The organism is Pseudomonas khavaziana (assembly GCF_019145205.1).
Taxonomy (GTDB): domain Bacteria; phylum Pseudomonadota; class Gammaproteobacteria; order Pseudomonadales; family Pseudomonadaceae; genus Aquipseudomonas; species Aquipseudomonas khavaziana.
The window spans coordinates 487,212-503,512 of the sequence record NZ_JAHSTT010000003.1 but is presented as its reverse complement, the minus strand read 5'-3'; the positions used below and the strand labels follow the sequence as shown (position 1 = coordinate 503,512).

The window sequence follows — 16,301 nt, the reverse complement described above, 5'->3', positions numbered from 1 at the left end:
GAACCAAAAAAGTACAACCTCGACAGGTCGCACCTGCAACCAGAGGGATAAACGACAGTTCCTACACCTGTAACAACGTGCGTAACGGAACTGCACATTTACAGTGCGAGATTGCTACGCCTTGCACCAATACAGATGGGTAGCCTGCTAAGAAAATGCAGGCTTCTGACATGTATTTCGCTGATCAGATCACGATCCTAAGACATTGCCCGGCGTGATACAGCGAGAATCCAGCTTCATACAAGCAGCTGCGCAGGCTTGCCCCGGCCAAGGGTTGCATGGGCGCAAACGGGATCGGCAGGGCCTGGGGATCCTGGTGACACAGATAGTCGGCAAACGCCTTGCCCACCACGCTGCCGGTGGTTACGCCACGACCGTTATAGCCGGTGACAGCGACCAGGCCGGGGGCCGGTTCGAATAGACGCATCAGGTGGTCGGGGGTGAAGGCGATGCAGCCGGTCCAGGTGCACTCCCATTGCACCGCTTTGAGGTAGGGGAAGTAGTGCTGTTGCACCCGATCGGCCCACGCTTTGAGAAACCAGGCCGGTTTTTGGTTGCCGTTGCCCAGGCTGCCAAGCAACAGGCGCCCGTCGGCATCACGGCGGATGCTGCTCAACACCTGGCGCGTATCCCATGAGCCCTGGCCGCCGGGGAGGATCTGCCGGGCGGCCTCCTCGGTCAGCGGCGCCGACGCGACTTGGTAGTAATAACCGGGAAAGAAGTTGCGCCGCAGCTCGGTCCATTCGCCTTCGGTATAGGCATTGGAGGCGATCACCACCTGTGCGGCCTGCACCGCGCCCTCGTCGGTATGCACAGACCAATCGGCACCTTGGCGCTCCAGTTGGGTGACCGGGGAATGGTCGAACAGCTGCCCGCCCAGCCCCACGGCGGCATTCGCCAAGCCCGCCGTGTAAGCCATGGGGTTCAAGGTGCCGGCGCGCCGATCCAGCAACGCGGCAGCGATTTTCTTGGTCCCCGTGGCTTGCTCGCATGCTTGCCCGGTGAGTAACTCAACCGGCGCACCACGGCGTTTCCATTGTTCTTCACGGCTGCGTAAATCCGCCTCGCCACGGGCATTGTGGGCCATGTGCAAAGTGCCCTCGCGGCGCAATTGGCAATCGATGCGGTATTTGTCGATCAGGCTGAACACCAGGGACGGCGCCGCGCCCAACATGCGATTGAGCTGGCTGCCCACCGCCGTGCCGAACCCGGCTTCGATCTCGTCCGGTGGAATCCACATGCCGGCATTCACCAGCCCGACGTTGCGCCCCGAACCGCCATGGCCGGTGCGATGGGCCTCCAGCACGGCAACGCTTTTACCCTGTTCGAGTAAATGAATCGCCGCCGACAAACCGGTGATGCCGGCTCCGATCACGCATACATCCACCTTGACCTCGCCCTTGAGCGCGGCACGATCCGGCCGGCCAGGGGTGAGTTGTTCCCATAAACATGCTTCGCGTAGTGCCATTGCCAGACTCCGATGAGACCTAACAGACAACAATCTTGATGTGTAAATGAGATCAACTGTGGGAGGGGGCTTGCTCCCGATGGCGGCGTGTCAGTCAGCAGATGTACAACTGATCCACCGCAATCGGGAGCAAGCCCCCTCCCACATTTTTGACCTCACTTGGACTTGAGGACTCAGTCGAACGTGATGCCCTGCGCCAACGGCAGTTCCAGCGAATAGTTCACGGTATTGGTCTGCCGGCGCATATACCCGCGCCATGCATCCGACCCTGATTCACGCCCGCCGCCGGTCTCTTTCTCACCGCCAAACGCGCCCCCAATCTCCGCGCCGCTCGGGCCGATGTTGACGTTGGCAATCCCGCAATCGCTGCCCACGGCCGACATGAACTGCTCGGCTTCGCGCACATCGGTGGTGAAGATGCATGACGACAACCCCTGAGGCACGGCGTTGTTCAAGCGCAAGGCTTCGGCGAAATCGGTGTAGCCGACCACATAGAGAATCGGCGCAAACGTCTCGGTACACACCACGTCGCTCTGCTCGGGCATTTCCACGATGGCCGGTGACACGTAATAGGCGTTGGGGAATTGGTCTTGCAGCTGGCGCTTGCCGCCGAACACCTTGCCGCCTTCGCTCAAGGCTTGCTCAAGGGCATCCTGCATGTTGTCGAAGCCCTGCTTGTCGATCAGCGGGCCGATCAGGTTGCCTTCCAGCGGGTGGCCGATGCGCACTTTGGAGTAGGCGGCCTTGAGGCGCGTGACAATTTCGTCCTTGACCGACTCATGGGCAATCAGGCGGCGCAGGGTGGTGCAACGCTGGCCGGCAGTGCCGACGGCGCTGAACAGGATGGCGCGCACGGCCATGTCCAGGTCGGCGCTCGGGCCGAGGATCATGGCGTTGTTGCCACCCAGCTCGAGGATGCTGCGGGCAAAACGCGCAGCGACTTTCGGCGCCACTTCCCGGCCCATGCGCGTGCTGCCGGTGGCACTGATCAGGGCGACGCGCGGGTCATCCACCAGCGCGGCGCCGGCGTCGCGGCCGCCAATGATCACCTGGCTGAGGTACTCGGGGGCACCGTCGAATTTTTTCAGCACGCGCTCGAACAGTGCCTGGCAGGCCAGCGCGGTGAGCGGGGTTTTTTCCGAGGGTTTCCAGATCACCGCGTTACCGCACACCAGGGCCAGGGTGGTATTCCACGCCCACACGGCCACCGGAAAGTTGAAGGCGCTGATCACGCCGACCACGCCCAGCGGATGCCAGGTTTCACGCATATGGTGGCCAGGACGCTCGGAGGCGATGGTCAAGCCATACAGTTGACGCGAGAGGCCGACGGCGAAGTCGCAGATGTCGATCATCTCCTGCACTTCGCCCAAGCCTTCCTGGGTGATCTTGCCGGCTTCCCATGACACCAGTTCGCCGAGGTCGGCCTTGTATTGGCGCAGCACGTCGCCAAACTGGCGTACCAGCTCGCCGCGTCGCGGCGCCGGCACCTTGCGCCAGGCCTCGAATGCATGCTCGGCGCGACTGACCTGTTGCTCCACCTCGGCGGCGCCTTCCCAGTGCACGCTGCCGATCTGGCTACCATCGATCGGCGAATGCACGGGCTGCTTGCCCGACTGGTACAGCGCCGGGTTTACCCCGAGACGATCAAGCAATGCAGCAACCATGGGTCACTCCTTCAATCTCAAACAGAAAATTCGCGCCGCCAAAGACACGGCGATCCAGAGCTTATTTGTAGCTGGCCCAAGACTTGCCAACAAACGACGATTAGGCGAGATATCATTCCGTTTATTCATGCAAAGAATAAAAAGAGGCATGCCGTGCTGAACAAAAGATATTTGCCCTCGATCACCGCCCTGCAATGTTTCGAAGCCGCCACCCGCCACCTGAGCTTCACCCGCGCCGCCGAGGAGCTCAATCTCACGCAAAGCGCGGTGAGCAAACAGGTGGCGCAGTTGGAGGAGCTGCTGCAACACCTGCTGTTTCGCCGGGTACGCCGCCGTTTGCAGATGACGCCGGCGGGCGATCTGTACCTGGTGGAAGTGCGCAAGATCCTTACCCAGGTGGAGATGTCTACTCATTACCTGCGCTCCTATGGCGGCGAGACTGAAGTGCTGCGGGTGTCCACGCCCTACACCTTCGGCGCACGCTGGCTGGTGCCACGCCTCAAGGGTTGGCGCCTGCGCCATCCGCAGATTCACCTGGACCTGTGCAACGAGCAGGAGCCGGACGAACTGCTGCAAGGCAAGGCCGATATGGCGTTCTACTTCGGCCAGGGTTCGCGTCCCGGCACCGAGAGTTTGAAGCTGTTCAGCGAAGAGCTGGTGCCTGTCTGTGCGCCCGACAGCCTGCCCGCCCTCCCCTTCACCGACCCCACGCAACTGAGCGACCTGGTGCTGCTGCAAAACGCCTCGCGGCCCCAGGGTTGGCATGACTGGTTTGCCAGCCAGGGCATGCATACCGAGCACAGCTACCACGGGCCGCGTTTCGACACCTTCTATATGTGCATCCGCGCCGCGCAGGTGGGTTGTGGCGTGGCGTTGCTGCCGCGCTTTCTGGTGGAGGAGGAACTGGCCGAGGGCAAGCTGGTGATTCCCTGGCAGCATGCGATGCCGAGCCAGGATGCCTATTACCTGGCTTATCCTGAGCATTCGGCGGAGGTGCCGAAGGTCAGGGAATTTGTGAAATGGATGCTTGAGCAGGTTATTTAGTGCCTGGAGTACCGTCATCGGGGCAAGCTCCCCCCACATTTGGAACGCATTTCAACCTGTGGGAGGGGGCTTGATCACGAAAGCGCCGGTGGCCTTGGCAAAAAAATCACTGGCAAACCGACCCACGTCTATGCGCCACTAGCCCCCTTACTTAATTGTGCGTAAAGGCCGGCGCCCATCGCCGACCCGTCTGGAGATTCCCGTTATGAGCGAGAGTGTGTTTGCCGATCGCATCGTGCAGAACTTGCTCGACACCGACTTCTACAAGCTGACCATGATGCAGGCGGTGCTGCACAACTACCCGAATGTGGAAGTTGAATGGGAGTTCCGTTGCCGCAACAGCGAAGACCTGCGCCCATACCTGGCAGAGATCCGCTACCAGATCGAGCGCCTCGCCGAGCTGAGCCTGAGCCCCGACCAACTGGGTTTCCTTGAACGTATCAGCTTCATGAAGCCGGACTTCCTGCGTTTTCTCGGGCTGTTCCGCTTCAACCTGCGCTACGTGCAGACCGGTATCGAAAACGGCGAGTTGTTTATCCACCTGCGCGGGCCGTGGCTGCATGTGATCCTGTTTGAAGTGCCGATGCTGGCCATCGTCAGCGAAGTGCGTAACCGCTACCGCTACCAGACGGTGATCCTCGAACAGGCCCGCGAGCAGTTGTACCGCAAATTCGACTGGCTGACGGCGAATGCCAGCAGCGACGAGCTCTCGGAACTGCAAGTGGCCGACTTCGGTACGCGCCGACGCTTCTCCTACCGTGTGCAGGAGGAAGTGGTGAGTGTGCTCAAGCACGACTTCCCCGGGCGCTTCGTCGGCACCAGCAACGTGCACCTGGCCCGCGAGTTCGATATGAAGCCCTTGGGGACCATGGCCCACGAATGGATCATGGCCCACCAGCAACTCGGCCCGCGCCTGATCGACAGCCAGATCGCCGCCCTGGATTGCTGGGTGCGTGAGTACCGTGGCCTGCTGGGTATTGCCCTGACCGACTGCATCACCACTGACGCCTTCCTCGGCGACTTCGACTTGTACTTTGCCAAGCTGTTCGACGGGCTGCGCCACGACTCCGGCGACCCCATCCAGTGGGCGGAAAAAGCCATCGCCCACTACCACAAGCTCGGCATCGAACCGATGAGCAAAACCCTGGTGTTCTCCGACAGCCTGACGCTGCCCAAGGCCCTGGAGATTTTCCGTGCGCTGCGTGGCCGCATTAATGTGAGCTTTGGCATCGGCACCAACCTGACCTGCGATATTCCAGGGGTGGAACCGATGAGCATCGTGCTTAAAATGACCGCCTGCAATGGCCAGCCCGTCGCCAAGATTTCCGATGAAGCGGGTAAGACCCATTGCACCGACCCGAATTTTGTCGCCTATTTGCGTCACGTTTTCAAAGTACCCGCCCTTTCCAGCAAGGAGTGAACCATGCAAGCCGTACAGCGTGAGATTGCGCAACAGCTAAAGGTCCAAGCGCCGTTCAATGACCAGGCCAGCCTTGAAGCCGAGATCGCCAGGCGCGTGGCCTTTATCCAGGACTGCCTGCGCAATTCCGGGCTCAAGGCCCTGGTGCTGGGCATCAGCGGCGGCGTCGACTCCCTGACCGCCGGCCTGCTGGCCCAACGGGCGGTGCAGGAACTGCGCGCCAGCAGTGGCGACGAGGCCTATCGTTTTATCGCCGTGCGCCTGCCCTACGACACCCAGTTCGACGAACATGACGCCCAGGCCGCGGTGGAGTTTATCGAGCCGGACGAACGCCACACCGTGAATATCGGCCCGGCAGTCAAAGCCCTGGCCAATGAAGTGGCGGCGTTTGAAGGCAAGGCAGCGGTGTCCCGCGACTTCGTACTGGGCAACACCAAGGCGCGTATGCGCATGGTGGCGCAGTACACCATCGCTGGCGCGGCCGGCGGCTTGGTGATCGGCACTGATCACGCGGCGGAAGCGGTGATGGGCTTTTTCACCAAGTTCGGCGATGGCGCCTGCGATCTGGCGCCGTTGAGCGGATTGGTGAAAAACCAGGTGCGTGCGATTGCGCGGCACTTTGGTGCGCCGGAATCGTTGGTGGAGAAAGTCCCGACCGCCGACCTGGAGGACCTGTCGCCGGGTAAGCCGGACGAAGCGTCACACGGGGTGACCTATGCCGAAATCGATGCGTTCCTGCACGGTGAGCCCGTGCGTGAAGAGGCGTTCAGGATTATCTGCGAGACCTATCGCAAGACTGAGCACAAGCGGGTGATGCCGTTTGCGCCGTGAGGTGAGTCAGCTGATTTTGCAGTGACTGCCAGAATGCATCGGGAGCAAGCCCCCTCCCACACTTTGATTTGTGAATACATTCAAATGTGGGAGGGGGCTTGCCCCCGATGAACGATAACGCGGTGTTACTTCAGGACCACGGCACCTTTCATCATCGAGATGTGGCCAGGGAACGAGCAGAAGAAGCTGTACTTCTCATCGGCTTTCAGCTTGGAGACGTCGAAGGTCACCGAGTCTTTCTCGCCAGCACCAATGATCTTGGTGTGGGCGATGATGCGGTCATCACCGGCTTTCAGATAATCCTTATCGATACCGGCAGCCATACCGTCGGTAGCCACAGGCTGCATGTTGGCTTCAGTGGTCAGCACCCAGTTATGCCCCATCACGTTCTTGGGCAGGTTACCCGAGTGAGTCAACTCAACGGTGAACTGCTTGCAGCTCTTGTCGATGGTGATTTCTTTGGTGTTGAAGGACATCTGGTCGGTAGAGTCGACGGTGACCTTGCACTCTGCGGCAAGCAACTGGCCGCTCGCCAGAGTCAGCAGGGAAACAGCAACGAGTTTGGCAAACATGTGAATCTCCAAGGCAGGGTTAGAAAACGCGTATTGCGACAAGGGTGCCTCAAGCAGGCTTAAGTTCTTATGATCTGCATCAACAGATTGTATACAACTTTAGGCTATCAGCTTGATCAACACAATCAACCAGCCAAAGTGCCGCAGGCTGCCTATGATCGCGCCATTGCCCACTGGAGTCCGCGCCATGCACCTTAATCACCTGTTCAACGGCCTGCTGGCCGCCTACGCCTGCGGTAAGTGAAGGCGAAAGGCACCTTGAAGCTGCTACCATGACGACCCAAGGCAGCTGCGCGCCGCCCACCCTCACCTTCGACCCTAGAGGATCGCCCATGGCCAAACCTAATTACTCCTTCGCCAAACGTCAGAGAGACTTGGCCAAGGAACAGAAGAAAGAGGAAAAACTGCAACGCAAGAAAGCCTCTGCAGACGAAGAAGCAGGCGCACTGAACCCGGATGCGGAAGGTGAAGTGGCGACTGACGAGACCGAAACCCCGAAAGACCCGGCCGAATAAACATTACTGTAGGAGCGAGCTTGCTCGCGAAAGGCGTTAACGATAACGCGGGGTGCCTGATTCACCGCGGCGCCCTCAGGTTCTTCGCGAGCAAGCTCGCTCCTACAACGGCATCACCGTCACCCGCACCTCCGGGTCATGGCTACCTCCCCCCAGAATCACCCCACGCAACGGCGACACATCAGAGAAATCCCGGCCCCAGGCCAGGGTGATGTGCTCCAGTGCCGGCTGCACGTTATTCGTCGGATCAAAATCCACCCAGCCCGACTCCGGGCAAAACACCGAGACCCAGGCATGGGACGCGTCGGCGCCGATCAACCGTGGCTGGCCGGGCGGTGGCTGGGTCAGCAGGTAACCGCTGATATAGCGCGCCGCCAGCCCACGCGAGCGCAGGCAGGCGAGCATCAAGTGGGCGAAGTCCTGGCACACCCCGCGCCGCCGCTCCAGCACCTCCACCAGCGGCGTGGCGACTTGAGTGGCTTCGGCATCGAAGGTGAACTCGCTGAAAATCTTCTGCATCAACGCCTGCGTGCCCAGCAGCAGGGGCTTGCCGGGCGGGAAGCAGCTTTCGGAGAACTCGACGAAGGTTTTCTTCAAATGCACGTAGGGCGATTCGAAGCGATATCGACAGGCTTCGATCAGTTGCGCTGCCATGGGCTGGCTGCTGTAGGTCAAGCTGTCACGAGTCCGGTCCCAGGCCGGCGATTGCTGGAAATCCAGCGCAGGCCGCGCCAGCACTTCCACGGTCAGCGCCGCGTTCACCAGTAATTCATCATGGGGCCGCTCGAACGCGAGGCGGGTGATCGGGTTGCCGAACACATCCAGCTCATCGCGACGCGAAGACGGCTGCGGGCTGATTTCCAGCTGCTGCCAGGTACAACGTTGCCAGGCACACTGCCGTGGCCATAAATGCGCCAATTGCTGCGCCAGGGACACCGGGCTGTCGTAGTGGTAATGGGTATTGTGGAAAATCTGATAACGCGCGCTCATCACACCGACACCGTCTGCTGGCTGACATCGTCCACATGGGCAAAATGACGCAGCGCCAGGCGATCGGACACTTGCCCACTTTCATCGGCGACCGTTTGCAACAGGTCGGCCAGGCCGTCCAGCGCGGCACGCACGCTGGCCTCGCCGAACAACGGGTTCTCCAGGCAGCCCAGGTCGAAGCGCGCCAGTCGCTCCACCAACGGCGCCAGGCCGGTTTCCCGAGGCACACCGAAATCATCATTGAGGTGACGCAGGGTGCGGCTCACCAGTTTCAACTGGAACAGCACCGCATGGGGGTTCTGCTCATCGAGCAACAACAGGTCGAGCACCGGGATCAACTGCGGCACCGCCAGGTAGCGCGAGCGATAGGTGATGCTGCTGTTGCCCAGTTCCAGCAACCACTCCAACCCGGCCTGATCGAACACCGCCACACCACGCAGGAACGCTGCCAGGCTGCTGCTGAGAAACTGCAGGCGCTCGATACGCCGGCCCATCATCAAGAAGCGCCAGCCTTCATCACGGGTCATGTCGTCCAGGGCAAACCCGGACAGCGCCGCCAGGGACATCACCAGACGGTTGAGGAAATCCAGCAGCTCGCCAAAATCAGGGGCTTGGCTTTCCAGCTCCATGGCTTCGCGTTGCAACTCCACCAGGGCCTGCCAGTTTTCCCGGGACAGCTTGCCGCGTACCTGGGACGCCGCCCACTGCAAGCGCTGCAAGTTGGCGCGCAGGCTCGAATGCCAATCATCGCCGAGCAAGGCGGCGAGCAGGCGCTCGGGCAGCTCGCCCTCCTCTGGTAACAGACGCAGGTTTTCCCCCAGTTCGATCGCTGCCCGCAACGCCAACGGATCATCGCCATCCACATAACGCGCCAGCACGATACGCAGCCAACGCGCACTGTCATCGCAGCGTTCACAATAGCGGCCAAACCAGAACAGGTTTTCCACCACCCGCGACGGCAAATAAGGATCGCGACGTACCAGATCGTGGGCGCCAATCGCGCGCTGGGCACGCCACTGTTCGCCGACGCTGGCACGTTCACCCAACACCCAGGTGTCCTTGCTGGCACCGCCGCGCTGCATCGATACCACCTCAGCATCGGCCTCGGCAGCCACACGGGTCAGGCCACCGGGCAGCACGCGATACCCCTCATCACTGGCCACCGCGTACACGCGCATGCCGATGGCGCGGTGTTGCAGATGGTCTTCCTCGGTATGCCATACCGGCGCCTGGGACAACTGCGCCAGCTCTTGGGCAACGTAGGCGTAAGGCCGAGCGCACATACGCTCGGCCAGAGCCTGGCGTTGCTCATCGTTCAAGTCGCGACCAAACACCGGGGCGAAACTCTGCGAAGCAAATGCCGGCCTGATCAGCAGCTCCGGGAGTTTTTCCAGGGCTTCGGCCAGCACCGGCGCTTCACCGCACCACCAGGTGGCAATGGACGGCAGGATCAGCGCTTCACCAAACAGGAATTCGTTGATCTTTGGCAGGAAACCCAGCAAGCCTGGGGACTCCAACACGCCGCTGCCCAGAGCATTGGCCACCAGCACCTTGCCTTGGCGCACGGCGTCGAGCAGGCCGGGCACACCCAAAGCCGAGTCGGTACGCAACTCCAGCGGGTCGCAGAAATCGTCGTCGAGGCGGCGCATGATCGCGTGCACCCGGCGTAGGCCGCTGAGGGTTTTCAGGAACACAGTGCTGTCGCGCACGGTGAGGTCGCCGCCTTCTACCAACGGGTAGCCGAGTTGGCGCGCCAGGTACAGGTGTTCGAAATAGCTCTCGTTGAAACGCCCCGGCGTGAGCAGCACGATCAGCGGTGGCTGGTCGTCGCCCGGCGCCTGGCGAGCCAGGGTTTCCTGAAGCGTGCGGAAGAATCCGGTGAGGTGCTGCACCTGCAAATCACGGTACATGTCCGGGAACGCGCGGGACACGATGGTGCGGTTTTCCAGGGCGTAGCCGGCGCCCGACGGCGCTTGGGTACGGTCGGCGGTGACCCACCAGCAGCCATCCGGAGTGCGCGCCAGGTCCACGGCGTACAAGTGCAGGAATGCACCGTCGGGCGGCTGGATGCCCTGGCATGGCCACAGGAAGTTGTTATGCCCGAACACCAGTTCGGCGGGCAGCAAGCCTTCCTTGATCAGGCGCTGCGGGCCATACAGGTCGGCCAGCACTGCATTGAGCAAGCGCGCCCGCTGGGCGATGCCGGCCGACAGCTGCCGCCACTCATCGGCGGCCAGCACATGGGGCAGCAGGTCCAGCTCCCAGGGGCGATCAGCACCCTTGGGGTCGGCGTAGACGTTGTAGGTCACACCGTTTTCCTGGATTTGCCGGGTCAGCAGCGCCTGGCGCTGGGCCAGTTGCGCGGGCGTGCTTCGTTGCAGGTGATCGAGCAAGCGCTGCCAATGGGCACGCACCGCGCCGCTGGCGTCCAGCAGTTCGTGGTAGGTGCCCGCGGTGAGCGGGTAACGGTCGAGCAAATCGGACATGGAACGCTCGGCAGGGGCAAGGGAAGTCAGGTTAACTCAAATTCACTACGGTCCAATGTGGGAGGGGGCTTGCTCCCGATAGCGGTGTATCAGTGACGGGTGTGCGGACTGACACTCTGCTATCGGGAGCAAGCCCCTCCCACAGTTGGCTCGCATTCATTCCTTATTTTTTGGAAAACGGCGTAAATCGAGGGTCATAGGCAATTCATCGTTCACCACTACACCCGGCACAGAGAGCTTGCCCGGGCTATGCCCCAAGCGGAAAAACCGCGCCATCCGCCGGCTCTCTGCCTCGTTGGCATTCACCGGCAAGCTGTCGTAATTGCGTCCACCCGGATGCGCCACATGGTATTGGCAGCCGCCCAGCGAGCGCTGCATCCAGGTGTCGAGCAGGTCGAATACCAAGGGCGTATGCACTGCGATGGTCGGTTGCAGACAGTTGGCCGGTTGCCAGGCGCGGTAGCGCACGCCGGCGACAAACTCGCCGACGCGGCCGGTCGCTTGCAGCGGCACCGGCACGCCATTGCAGGTCAGCAGGTAGCGTTGCGCTGGCAGGCCAGTCAACTTCACTTGCAGGCGCTCCAGGGACGAATCCACGTAGCGTACCGTACCGCCCACCGCGCCCTCTTCGCCCAGCACATGCCAAGGCTCCAAGGCCTGACGCAGTTCCAGTTCGATACCGCTGACGGCGTAGTCGCCCACCTTGGGAAAGCGGAACTCCAAGTGCGCCGCGAACCATTCGGCGCGTAGCGGGTAGCCGGCCGCATTCAGTTCGACGATCACGTCGGCAAAGTCCTGCTCGATAAAATGCGGCAACAGGAAACGGTCATGTAACTCGGTGCCCCAGCGCGCCAGTTTCGGCGGCGCGTAAGGCTCGCGCCAGAATCGTGCCACCAGTGCGCGCAGTAGCAACTGCTGGGTCAGGCTCATGCGTGCATGGGGCGGCATTTCAAAGGCGCGCAATTCGAGCAAGCCCAGGCGGCCGGTAGCGCCGTCGGGGGAGTAGAGTTTGTCGATACAGAATTCGGCGCGATGGGTGTTGCCGGTTACATCGATCAGCAAGTTGCGCAGCAGGCGATCCACCAACCACGGCGGGCATTCCTCGCCCGGCGCTGGCATCTGCGCGAAGGCGATTTCCAGTTCATACAGCGCATCGTTGCGTGCCTCGTCCACCCTTGGCGCCTGGGAAGTCGGGCCGATAAACAGACCGGAGAACAAGTAGGACAGCGACGGGTGGTTATGCCAATAACTGATCAGGCTGCGCAGCAGGTCAGGACGGCGCAGGAACGGTGAGTCCTTGGGCGTCGCGCCGCCCAGCACAAAATGGTTGCCGCCACCGGTGCCGGTATGGCGCCCGTCGATCATGAACTTCTCGGTGGTCAGGCGGGTTTGCCGGGCCTCTTCGTAGAGGAATTCGGTGCGTTCTACCAACTCGTCCCAGTTGGCGGACGGCTGTACGTTAACCTCGATCACACCGGGGTCCGGCGTGACCCGGAAGTTGCTCAAACGCGTGTCTGCGGGCGGCTCGTAACCTTCCAGCAGCACCGGGCAATGCAACTCTTCGGCGGTGGCCTCGATGGCGGCCACCAGTTCCAGGTAATCCTCGACGCGTTCCAGCGGCGGCATAAACAGGTACAGGCGCCCTTCCCGCGCTTCGGCGCACAGTGCGGTACGGGTAAGCCAGTCAGCGGATTCATCGACCTTCGGCACACGCTCATCGCTCGTGGCCGGCTCGCCGTGGCTACGCAGTTGTTCGGTGGTCGGCAGGTCAGGCTGATCCTGATTCGGGTCGGTGGGGTGCACGAACGGATACTCCGCCGCCGTCACCCAGGGCTGGGACGCCAAAGGCAGGCGATAGCCCAGCGGCGAATCGCCCGGCACCAGGCGGCAGTGATTATCGCGCAGGTACCAGCGACCACTCTGCCAGCGGTCATTGGCAGCGGTGCGCGCCAGGGGCAGCACGTGGCCGATGACTTTACCCAGGCCCTGAGCGAAGACTTTGCGCAGGCGCTCGCGCTCCAGTTCGTCGTTCAAGCGCGGGTCCTGGGCGCTGACGTTGTGCGGCAACGCGCCCTCACGCCACAGGTAGTAGAAGTTGTCTTCAAAGGCCTGGAACACAAAGTGCGTCGCAAGCTTCAAGTGCTCGGCGACGCTGGCCAGGAAGCGCCCGGCCATCGCGCCGTCAGCGCCATAATCCTCTTGTTCATCGGCGATCAGCGCGCTGTTGTGCCAGATAGGCACGCCGTCGCGACGCCAGTAGCAGTTAAGCGACCAACGCGGCAGTTGCTCGCCGGGGTACCACTTGCCCTGGCCGAAATGCACCAGGCCCTTGGGGGCATAGTGCCGGCGCAGGCGTTGGAACAGCTCGGCGGACAGGCGACGCTTGTCCGGCCCCAGGGCGGCGGTGTTCCATTCGGCGCCGTCAGGGTCGTCGATAGAGACGAAGGTCGGCTCGCCGCCCATGGTCAGGCGCACGTCGTGCTTGAGCAGGTCAGCGTCGATCTGCCGGCCCAGGGCCTGGATCGCCAGCCATTGCTCTTCGGTGTAGGGCTGGGTCACCCGTGGCGCTTCCCAGAGGCGCTCCACCGACATCTCGTGGGTAAATTCACACTCGCACGGCTCCACCAACCCGCTGATCGGCGCGGCAGATGATGGATCGGGGCTACAGGCCAACGGGATATGCCCTTCACCGGCGAACAGCCCGGAAGTCGCGTCAAGGCCAATCCAGCCGGCGCCGGGCAAATACACTTCGCACCAGGCGTGCAGGTCGGTGAAGTCCACCTCGGTACCGGACGGGCCGTCGAGGGCTTTGACGTCGGCGGTGAGCTGGATCAGGTAACCAGAGACAAATCGCGCCGCCAACCCGAGGTTGCGCAGCACTTGCACCAACAACCAGGCCGAGTCGCGGCAGGAGCCGGAGGCATTTTCCAGGGTGAATTCCGGGGTTTGCACGCCCGGCTCCATGCGGATCAGATAGCCGATATCGGCGGCCAGGCGCTGGTTCAGCCCAACCAGGAAATCCACCGCAGGTAATGGCGTACGGTCGATACCGGCCAGGTACGCGGCGAATCTTGGCGTCAGCGGCAAAGTTTCCAGGTACGGCGCCAGTTCGCGTTGCTCATCGGCGGCGTAGTTGAACGGGATTTTTTCGGCATACGGCTCAAGGAAAAAATCGAATGGGTTAAACACCGCCATCTCGGCAACCAGGTCGACTTCGATACGCAGTTCGTCCGTCTTTTCCGGGAAGACCAGACGCGCCAGGTAATTGCCCTGGGGGTCTTGCTGCCAATTGATGAAATGCTGCTCGGGCAGCACTTTCAACGCGTAGGACAAGATCCGCGTACGGCTATGGGCTGCCGGGCGCAAACGCACGATCTGGGGGCCGAGTTCGACAGCGCGGTCGTAGCGGTAGTGCGTAACGTGGTGCAACGCAACATGAATCGACACGGCGGCCTCCTGCGAGCCAGGGCATAAGCACAACGCGCGCAAGACTTATGCCAGGGCGGCGGTCATTGCGCTTTATCGTGGGACCCGGTGCAGTACAGCACCAAAACGGCGCCAACGTACGTACCACAGTGCAAGAGCCGCACACATTTGTGGCGTCAGTGTGAGGATGGATGGTGAATCTACCCAATCAACGGGCTTTGCGCTTTGCGATTGCGGTTTGGCGCAGATGGCGTATCTCGGACAGTTTTTTGCGCATTTCGCGGTGGCGTTTGCTGTTGAGCAGCAGTAACCCCAACAGCGCAAATAGGTCACGCCTGCCATGGAAACTGCGGCTGAGCCGGAGAAGATCGCCATGAAAATCGTCCCCATGAATACGGGGAAATAGCGCGCCAGGAATCTGTTTATCGAAGGAGGCTCCTTTACATGCGACTACTTGATCTGACGGTTGATTTGACAGACTGCCGAATGCGACGGATTTCCACGAGTTTCGTGCGCATCTCTCGTTGAACCTTGCTATTAAGTGTCAATAATCCGAGCAATGGGAATAACAGCGCCAACCCATAAAGAACTTTGTGAGGCCGGAATTGAACCATCGGAACGACAAACAGTAGACAGGCGACGTAGATACCGACCATTACCCACACCCAGGAGGGTCTGCCCCGCAAAATCATAAAGTTACTATGGACCGTCAACAGAATGAGCAGCGCCCCGACAGACATGATCTTGAGCCCCACTTGAGCCATCGGCGCATCACGAAAATAGGTGACGAACGCCAGCGCCACAGCCAACGCCAAAGAAAAACACGCAGCAAATACGCCGCCCATAAACGTCAGAAAGTATTGCCTGAAAAAGTCGCGTAGCGTCATTAACTCGTTCATTCGTTTATTTCCTCGTACAACCCTATCGCTATGGTATTGACGTTTCCGGAGTACGCACTCCCGCCAAACCCTATGCTTGCGCCCAGGACGTCTTTGATCTGGGTAGTGGTGCTGTGCTTGAGCTGCGTAGGGGTGAAACGCTTGGTGAGTTCACCCGACGCCTGCTTCAATTTGAGCATCTTCGCAGTCAAGCTGGGATGGTTGATGCTGAGTAGCTCTTTCGTGAGCTTGGCTCTTTCCTGGCGATTCAACCCGCGAAGCACGTCACGCAGACTCTTGCCCGTCGATGCTTTGGCGGCCCTGACCAGCTTGACCGTCGTCAGGGCCGAAGCGCTCACGCCTACCAGTGATACTGCGTCCAGCACAATGGAAGCATTCTGGTACCAGCCCTCACTGTCGAGCCAATCCTTTACCTCAGGCTTGGCGACCTCCAGCGCTGTCCGGGCAATGCCGTTGAAACACTGAAGCGAACTTGCGCCGGCAGCCGCATACCCCACCACAACGATGACGGAACTGGCGCCGGCACTGAAAGGCACCAGAATTGTTCCACTGGCGATCGCAGCCCAACTGATGACAGCCCCAAAACAGGAGACTCCGGTATTCACGGCTTCGCCAATCAGTCGCGATTCTCGAGGATTGCTCACGACATGTTGAGCAAACTGCGTCGGCGCAATGTATTTCTGCGCCTCGCGCAAAATGATGCGCTTGGGCTTGATGCTGCAGATGGGCTTGAATTCGCGCAGGGTAATGACGTTGAAGTCGGCGTCGATGTATACGACGCCTGCGCCAACGATACCTGGATCGGCGTCAATGGCCGCAAACAGCCGCGGCAGGTTGATCTGGCTTTCGATGCGCTGGCGCGCCATGAACTGGGAGCGGTTGGAGTCCATGCCGATGCCGGCCAGGGGGTTGCCCATGGGGTGTTCTTCCTTGAAAGGGTGGAGACTGGACTGACGCTATCGGGAGCAAGCCCCCTCCCACATTTT

The 16,301-nt window shown here is 61.1% G+C and carries 12 protein-coding genes and 1 pseudogene; 4 read left to right on the top strand and 9 right to left on the bottom strand.

The features are described from left to right. Positions 1 to 184: 184 nt before the first annotated feature. Positions 185 to 1,468 carry an L-pipecolate oxidase gene (gene amaA / locus KVH01_RS10255; RefSeq protein WP_217881338.1) on the bottom strand — a complete coding sequence of 428 codons (1,284 nt, stop codon included), beginning with the start codon at positions 1,466 to 1,468 and terminating at the stop codon, positions 185 to 187. 173 nt (positions 1,469 to 1,641) lie between these two features. After that, positions 1,642 to 3,132 (bottom strand): L-piperidine-6-carboxylate dehydrogenase, encoded by a 1,491-nt coding sequence (gene amaB, locus KVH01_RS10250; RefSeq protein ID WP_043047846.1) that lies wholly within the window; start codon positions 3,130 to 3,132, stop codon positions 1,642 to 1,644. Positions 3,133 to 3,285: 153 nt separating this feature from the next. Between amaB and KVH01_RS10245 the strand changes: the two genes are divergently transcribed. The 3 genes from KVH01_RS10245 (at position 3,286) to nadE (ending at position 6,427) form a co-directional block, all read left to right on the top strand. Beyond that, a complete protein-coding gene (locus KVH01_RS10245; protein WP_043047847.1) occupies positions 3,286 to 4,176 on the top strand; it encodes a LysR family transcriptional regulator in 891 nt (296 codons plus the stop codon). Between the two features lie 205 nt (positions 4,177 to 4,381). Beyond that, positions 4,382 to 5,596 carry a nicotinate phosphoribosyltransferase gene (pncB, locus tag KVH01_RS10240; protein WP_217881337.1) on the top strand — a complete coding sequence of 405 codons (1,215 nt, stop codon included), beginning with the start codon at positions 4,382 to 4,384 and terminating at the stop codon, positions 5,594 to 5,596. Positions 5,597 to 5,599: 3 nt separating this feature from the next. After that, positions 5,600 to 6,427 carry an ammonia-dependent NAD(+) synthetase gene (gene nadE / locus KVH01_RS10235; RefSeq protein WP_217881336.1) on the top strand — a complete coding sequence of 276 codons (828 nt, stop codon included), beginning with the start codon at positions 5,600 to 5,602 and terminating at the stop codon, positions 6,425 to 6,427. A gap of 125 nt (positions 6,428 to 6,552) precedes the next feature. On the opposite strand, the gene azu is transcribed toward nadE, so the two are convergent. Then, positions 6,553 to 6,999 carry an azurin gene (azu, locus tag KVH01_RS10230; RefSeq protein WP_043047849.1) on the bottom strand — a complete coding sequence of 149 codons (447 nt, stop codon included), beginning with the start codon at positions 6,997 to 6,999 and terminating at the stop codon, positions 6,553 to 6,555. 332 nt (positions 7,000 to 7,331) lie between these two features. Here azu and KVH01_RS10225 point away from each other — a divergent pair, with 332 nt between their 5' ends. Continuing rightward, complete coding sequence (locus KVH01_RS10225; RefSeq protein WP_217881335.1) at positions 7,332 to 7,514, top strand: hypothetical protein; 183 nt, start codon at positions 7,332 to 7,334, stop codon at positions 7,512 to 7,514. Between the two features lie 102 nt (positions 7,515 to 7,616). On the opposite strand, the gene KVH01_RS10220 is transcribed toward KVH01_RS10225, so the two are convergent. From KVH01_RS10220 to KVH01_RS10200, 6 genes and pseudogenes are all read right to left on the bottom strand, one after another. Next, complete coding sequence (locus KVH01_RS10220) at positions 7,617 to 8,504, bottom strand: transglutaminase family protein (RefSeq protein WP_217881334.1); 888 nt, start codon at positions 8,502 to 8,504, stop codon at positions 7,617 to 7,619. Continuing rightward, the gene (locus KVH01_RS10215; protein ID WP_217881333.1) at positions 8,504 to 10,990 is read right to left on the bottom strand and encodes a circularly permuted type 2 ATP-grasp protein; all 2,487 of its coding nucleotides are present in this window, start codon (positions 10,988 to 10,990) and stop codon (positions 8,504 to 8,506) included. The genes KVH01_RS10220 and KVH01_RS10215 overlap by 1 nt, the downstream gene beginning before the upstream one ends. A gap of 156 nt (positions 10,991 to 11,146) precedes the next feature. Further along, the gene (locus KVH01_RS10210; RefSeq protein WP_217881332.1) at positions 11,147 to 14,437 is read right to left on the bottom strand and encodes a transglutaminase family protein; all 3,291 of its coding nucleotides are present in this window, start codon (positions 14,435 to 14,437) and stop codon (positions 11,147 to 11,149) included. A 187-nt stretch (positions 14,438 to 14,624) separates the two neighbouring features. Beyond that, positions 14,625 to 14,806 (bottom strand): annotated as a pseudogene (locus tag KVH01_RS30815) (hypothetical protein). A 50-nt stretch (positions 14,807 to 14,856) separates the two neighbouring features. Further along, positions 14,857 to 15,315, bottom strand: coding sequence for a hypothetical protein (locus KVH01_RS10205; RefSeq protein ID WP_217881331.1), 459 nt, complete (start codon positions 15,313 to 15,315; stop codon positions 14,857 to 14,859). Continuing rightward, the gene (locus tag KVH01_RS10200) at positions 15,312 to 16,232 is read right to left on the bottom strand and encodes an NAD synthetase (RefSeq protein ID WP_217881330.1); all 921 of its coding nucleotides are present in this window, start codon (positions 16,230 to 16,232) and stop codon (positions 15,312 to 15,314) included. Before KVH01_RS10200 ends, KVH01_RS10205 begins: the two co-directional genes overlap by 4 nt. Between the last annotated feature and the right edge of the window lie 69 nt (positions 16,233 to 16,301).

Bases quoted from the DNA above. Each gene is read 5' to 3' on its own strand.
- amaB (WP_043047846.1), bottom strand. From the start codon at position 3,132: ATGGTTGCTGCATTGCTTGATCGTCTCGGGGTAAACCCGGCGCTGTAC.
- KVH01_RS10225 (WP_217881335.1), top strand. From the start codon at position 7,332: ATGGCCAAACCTAATTACTCCTTCGCCAAACGTCAGAGAGACTTGGCC.
- KVH01_RS10200 (WP_217881330.1), bottom strand. From the start codon at position 16,232: ATGGGCAACCCCCTGGCCGGCATCGGCATGGACTCCAACCGCTCCCAG.
- KVH01_RS10215 (WP_217881333.1), bottom strand. From the start codon at position 10,990: ATGTCCGATTTGCTCGACCGTTACCCGCTCACCGCGGGCACCTACCAC.
- KVH01_RS10220 (WP_217881334.1), bottom strand. From the start codon at position 8,504: ATGAGCGCGCGTTATCAGATTTTCCACAATACCCATTACCACTACGAC.
- azu (WP_043047849.1), bottom strand. From the start codon at position 6,999: ATGTTTGCCAAACTCGTTGCTGTTTCCCTGCTGACTCTGGCGAGCGGC.
- amaA (WP_217881338.1), bottom strand. From the start codon at position 1,468: ATGGCACTACGCGAAGCATGTTTATGGGAACAACTCACCCCTGGCCGG.
- nadE (WP_217881336.1), top strand. From the start codon at position 5,600: ATGCAAGCCGTACAGCGTGAGATTGCGCAACAGCTAAAGGTCCAAGCG.
- KVH01_RS10205 (WP_217881331.1), bottom strand. From the start codon at position 15,315: ATGAACGAGTTAATGACGCTACGCGACTTTTTCAGGCAATACTTTCTG.
- pncB (WP_217881337.1), top strand. From the start codon at position 4,382: ATGAGCGAGAGTGTGTTTGCCGATCGCATCGTGCAGAACTTGCTCGAC.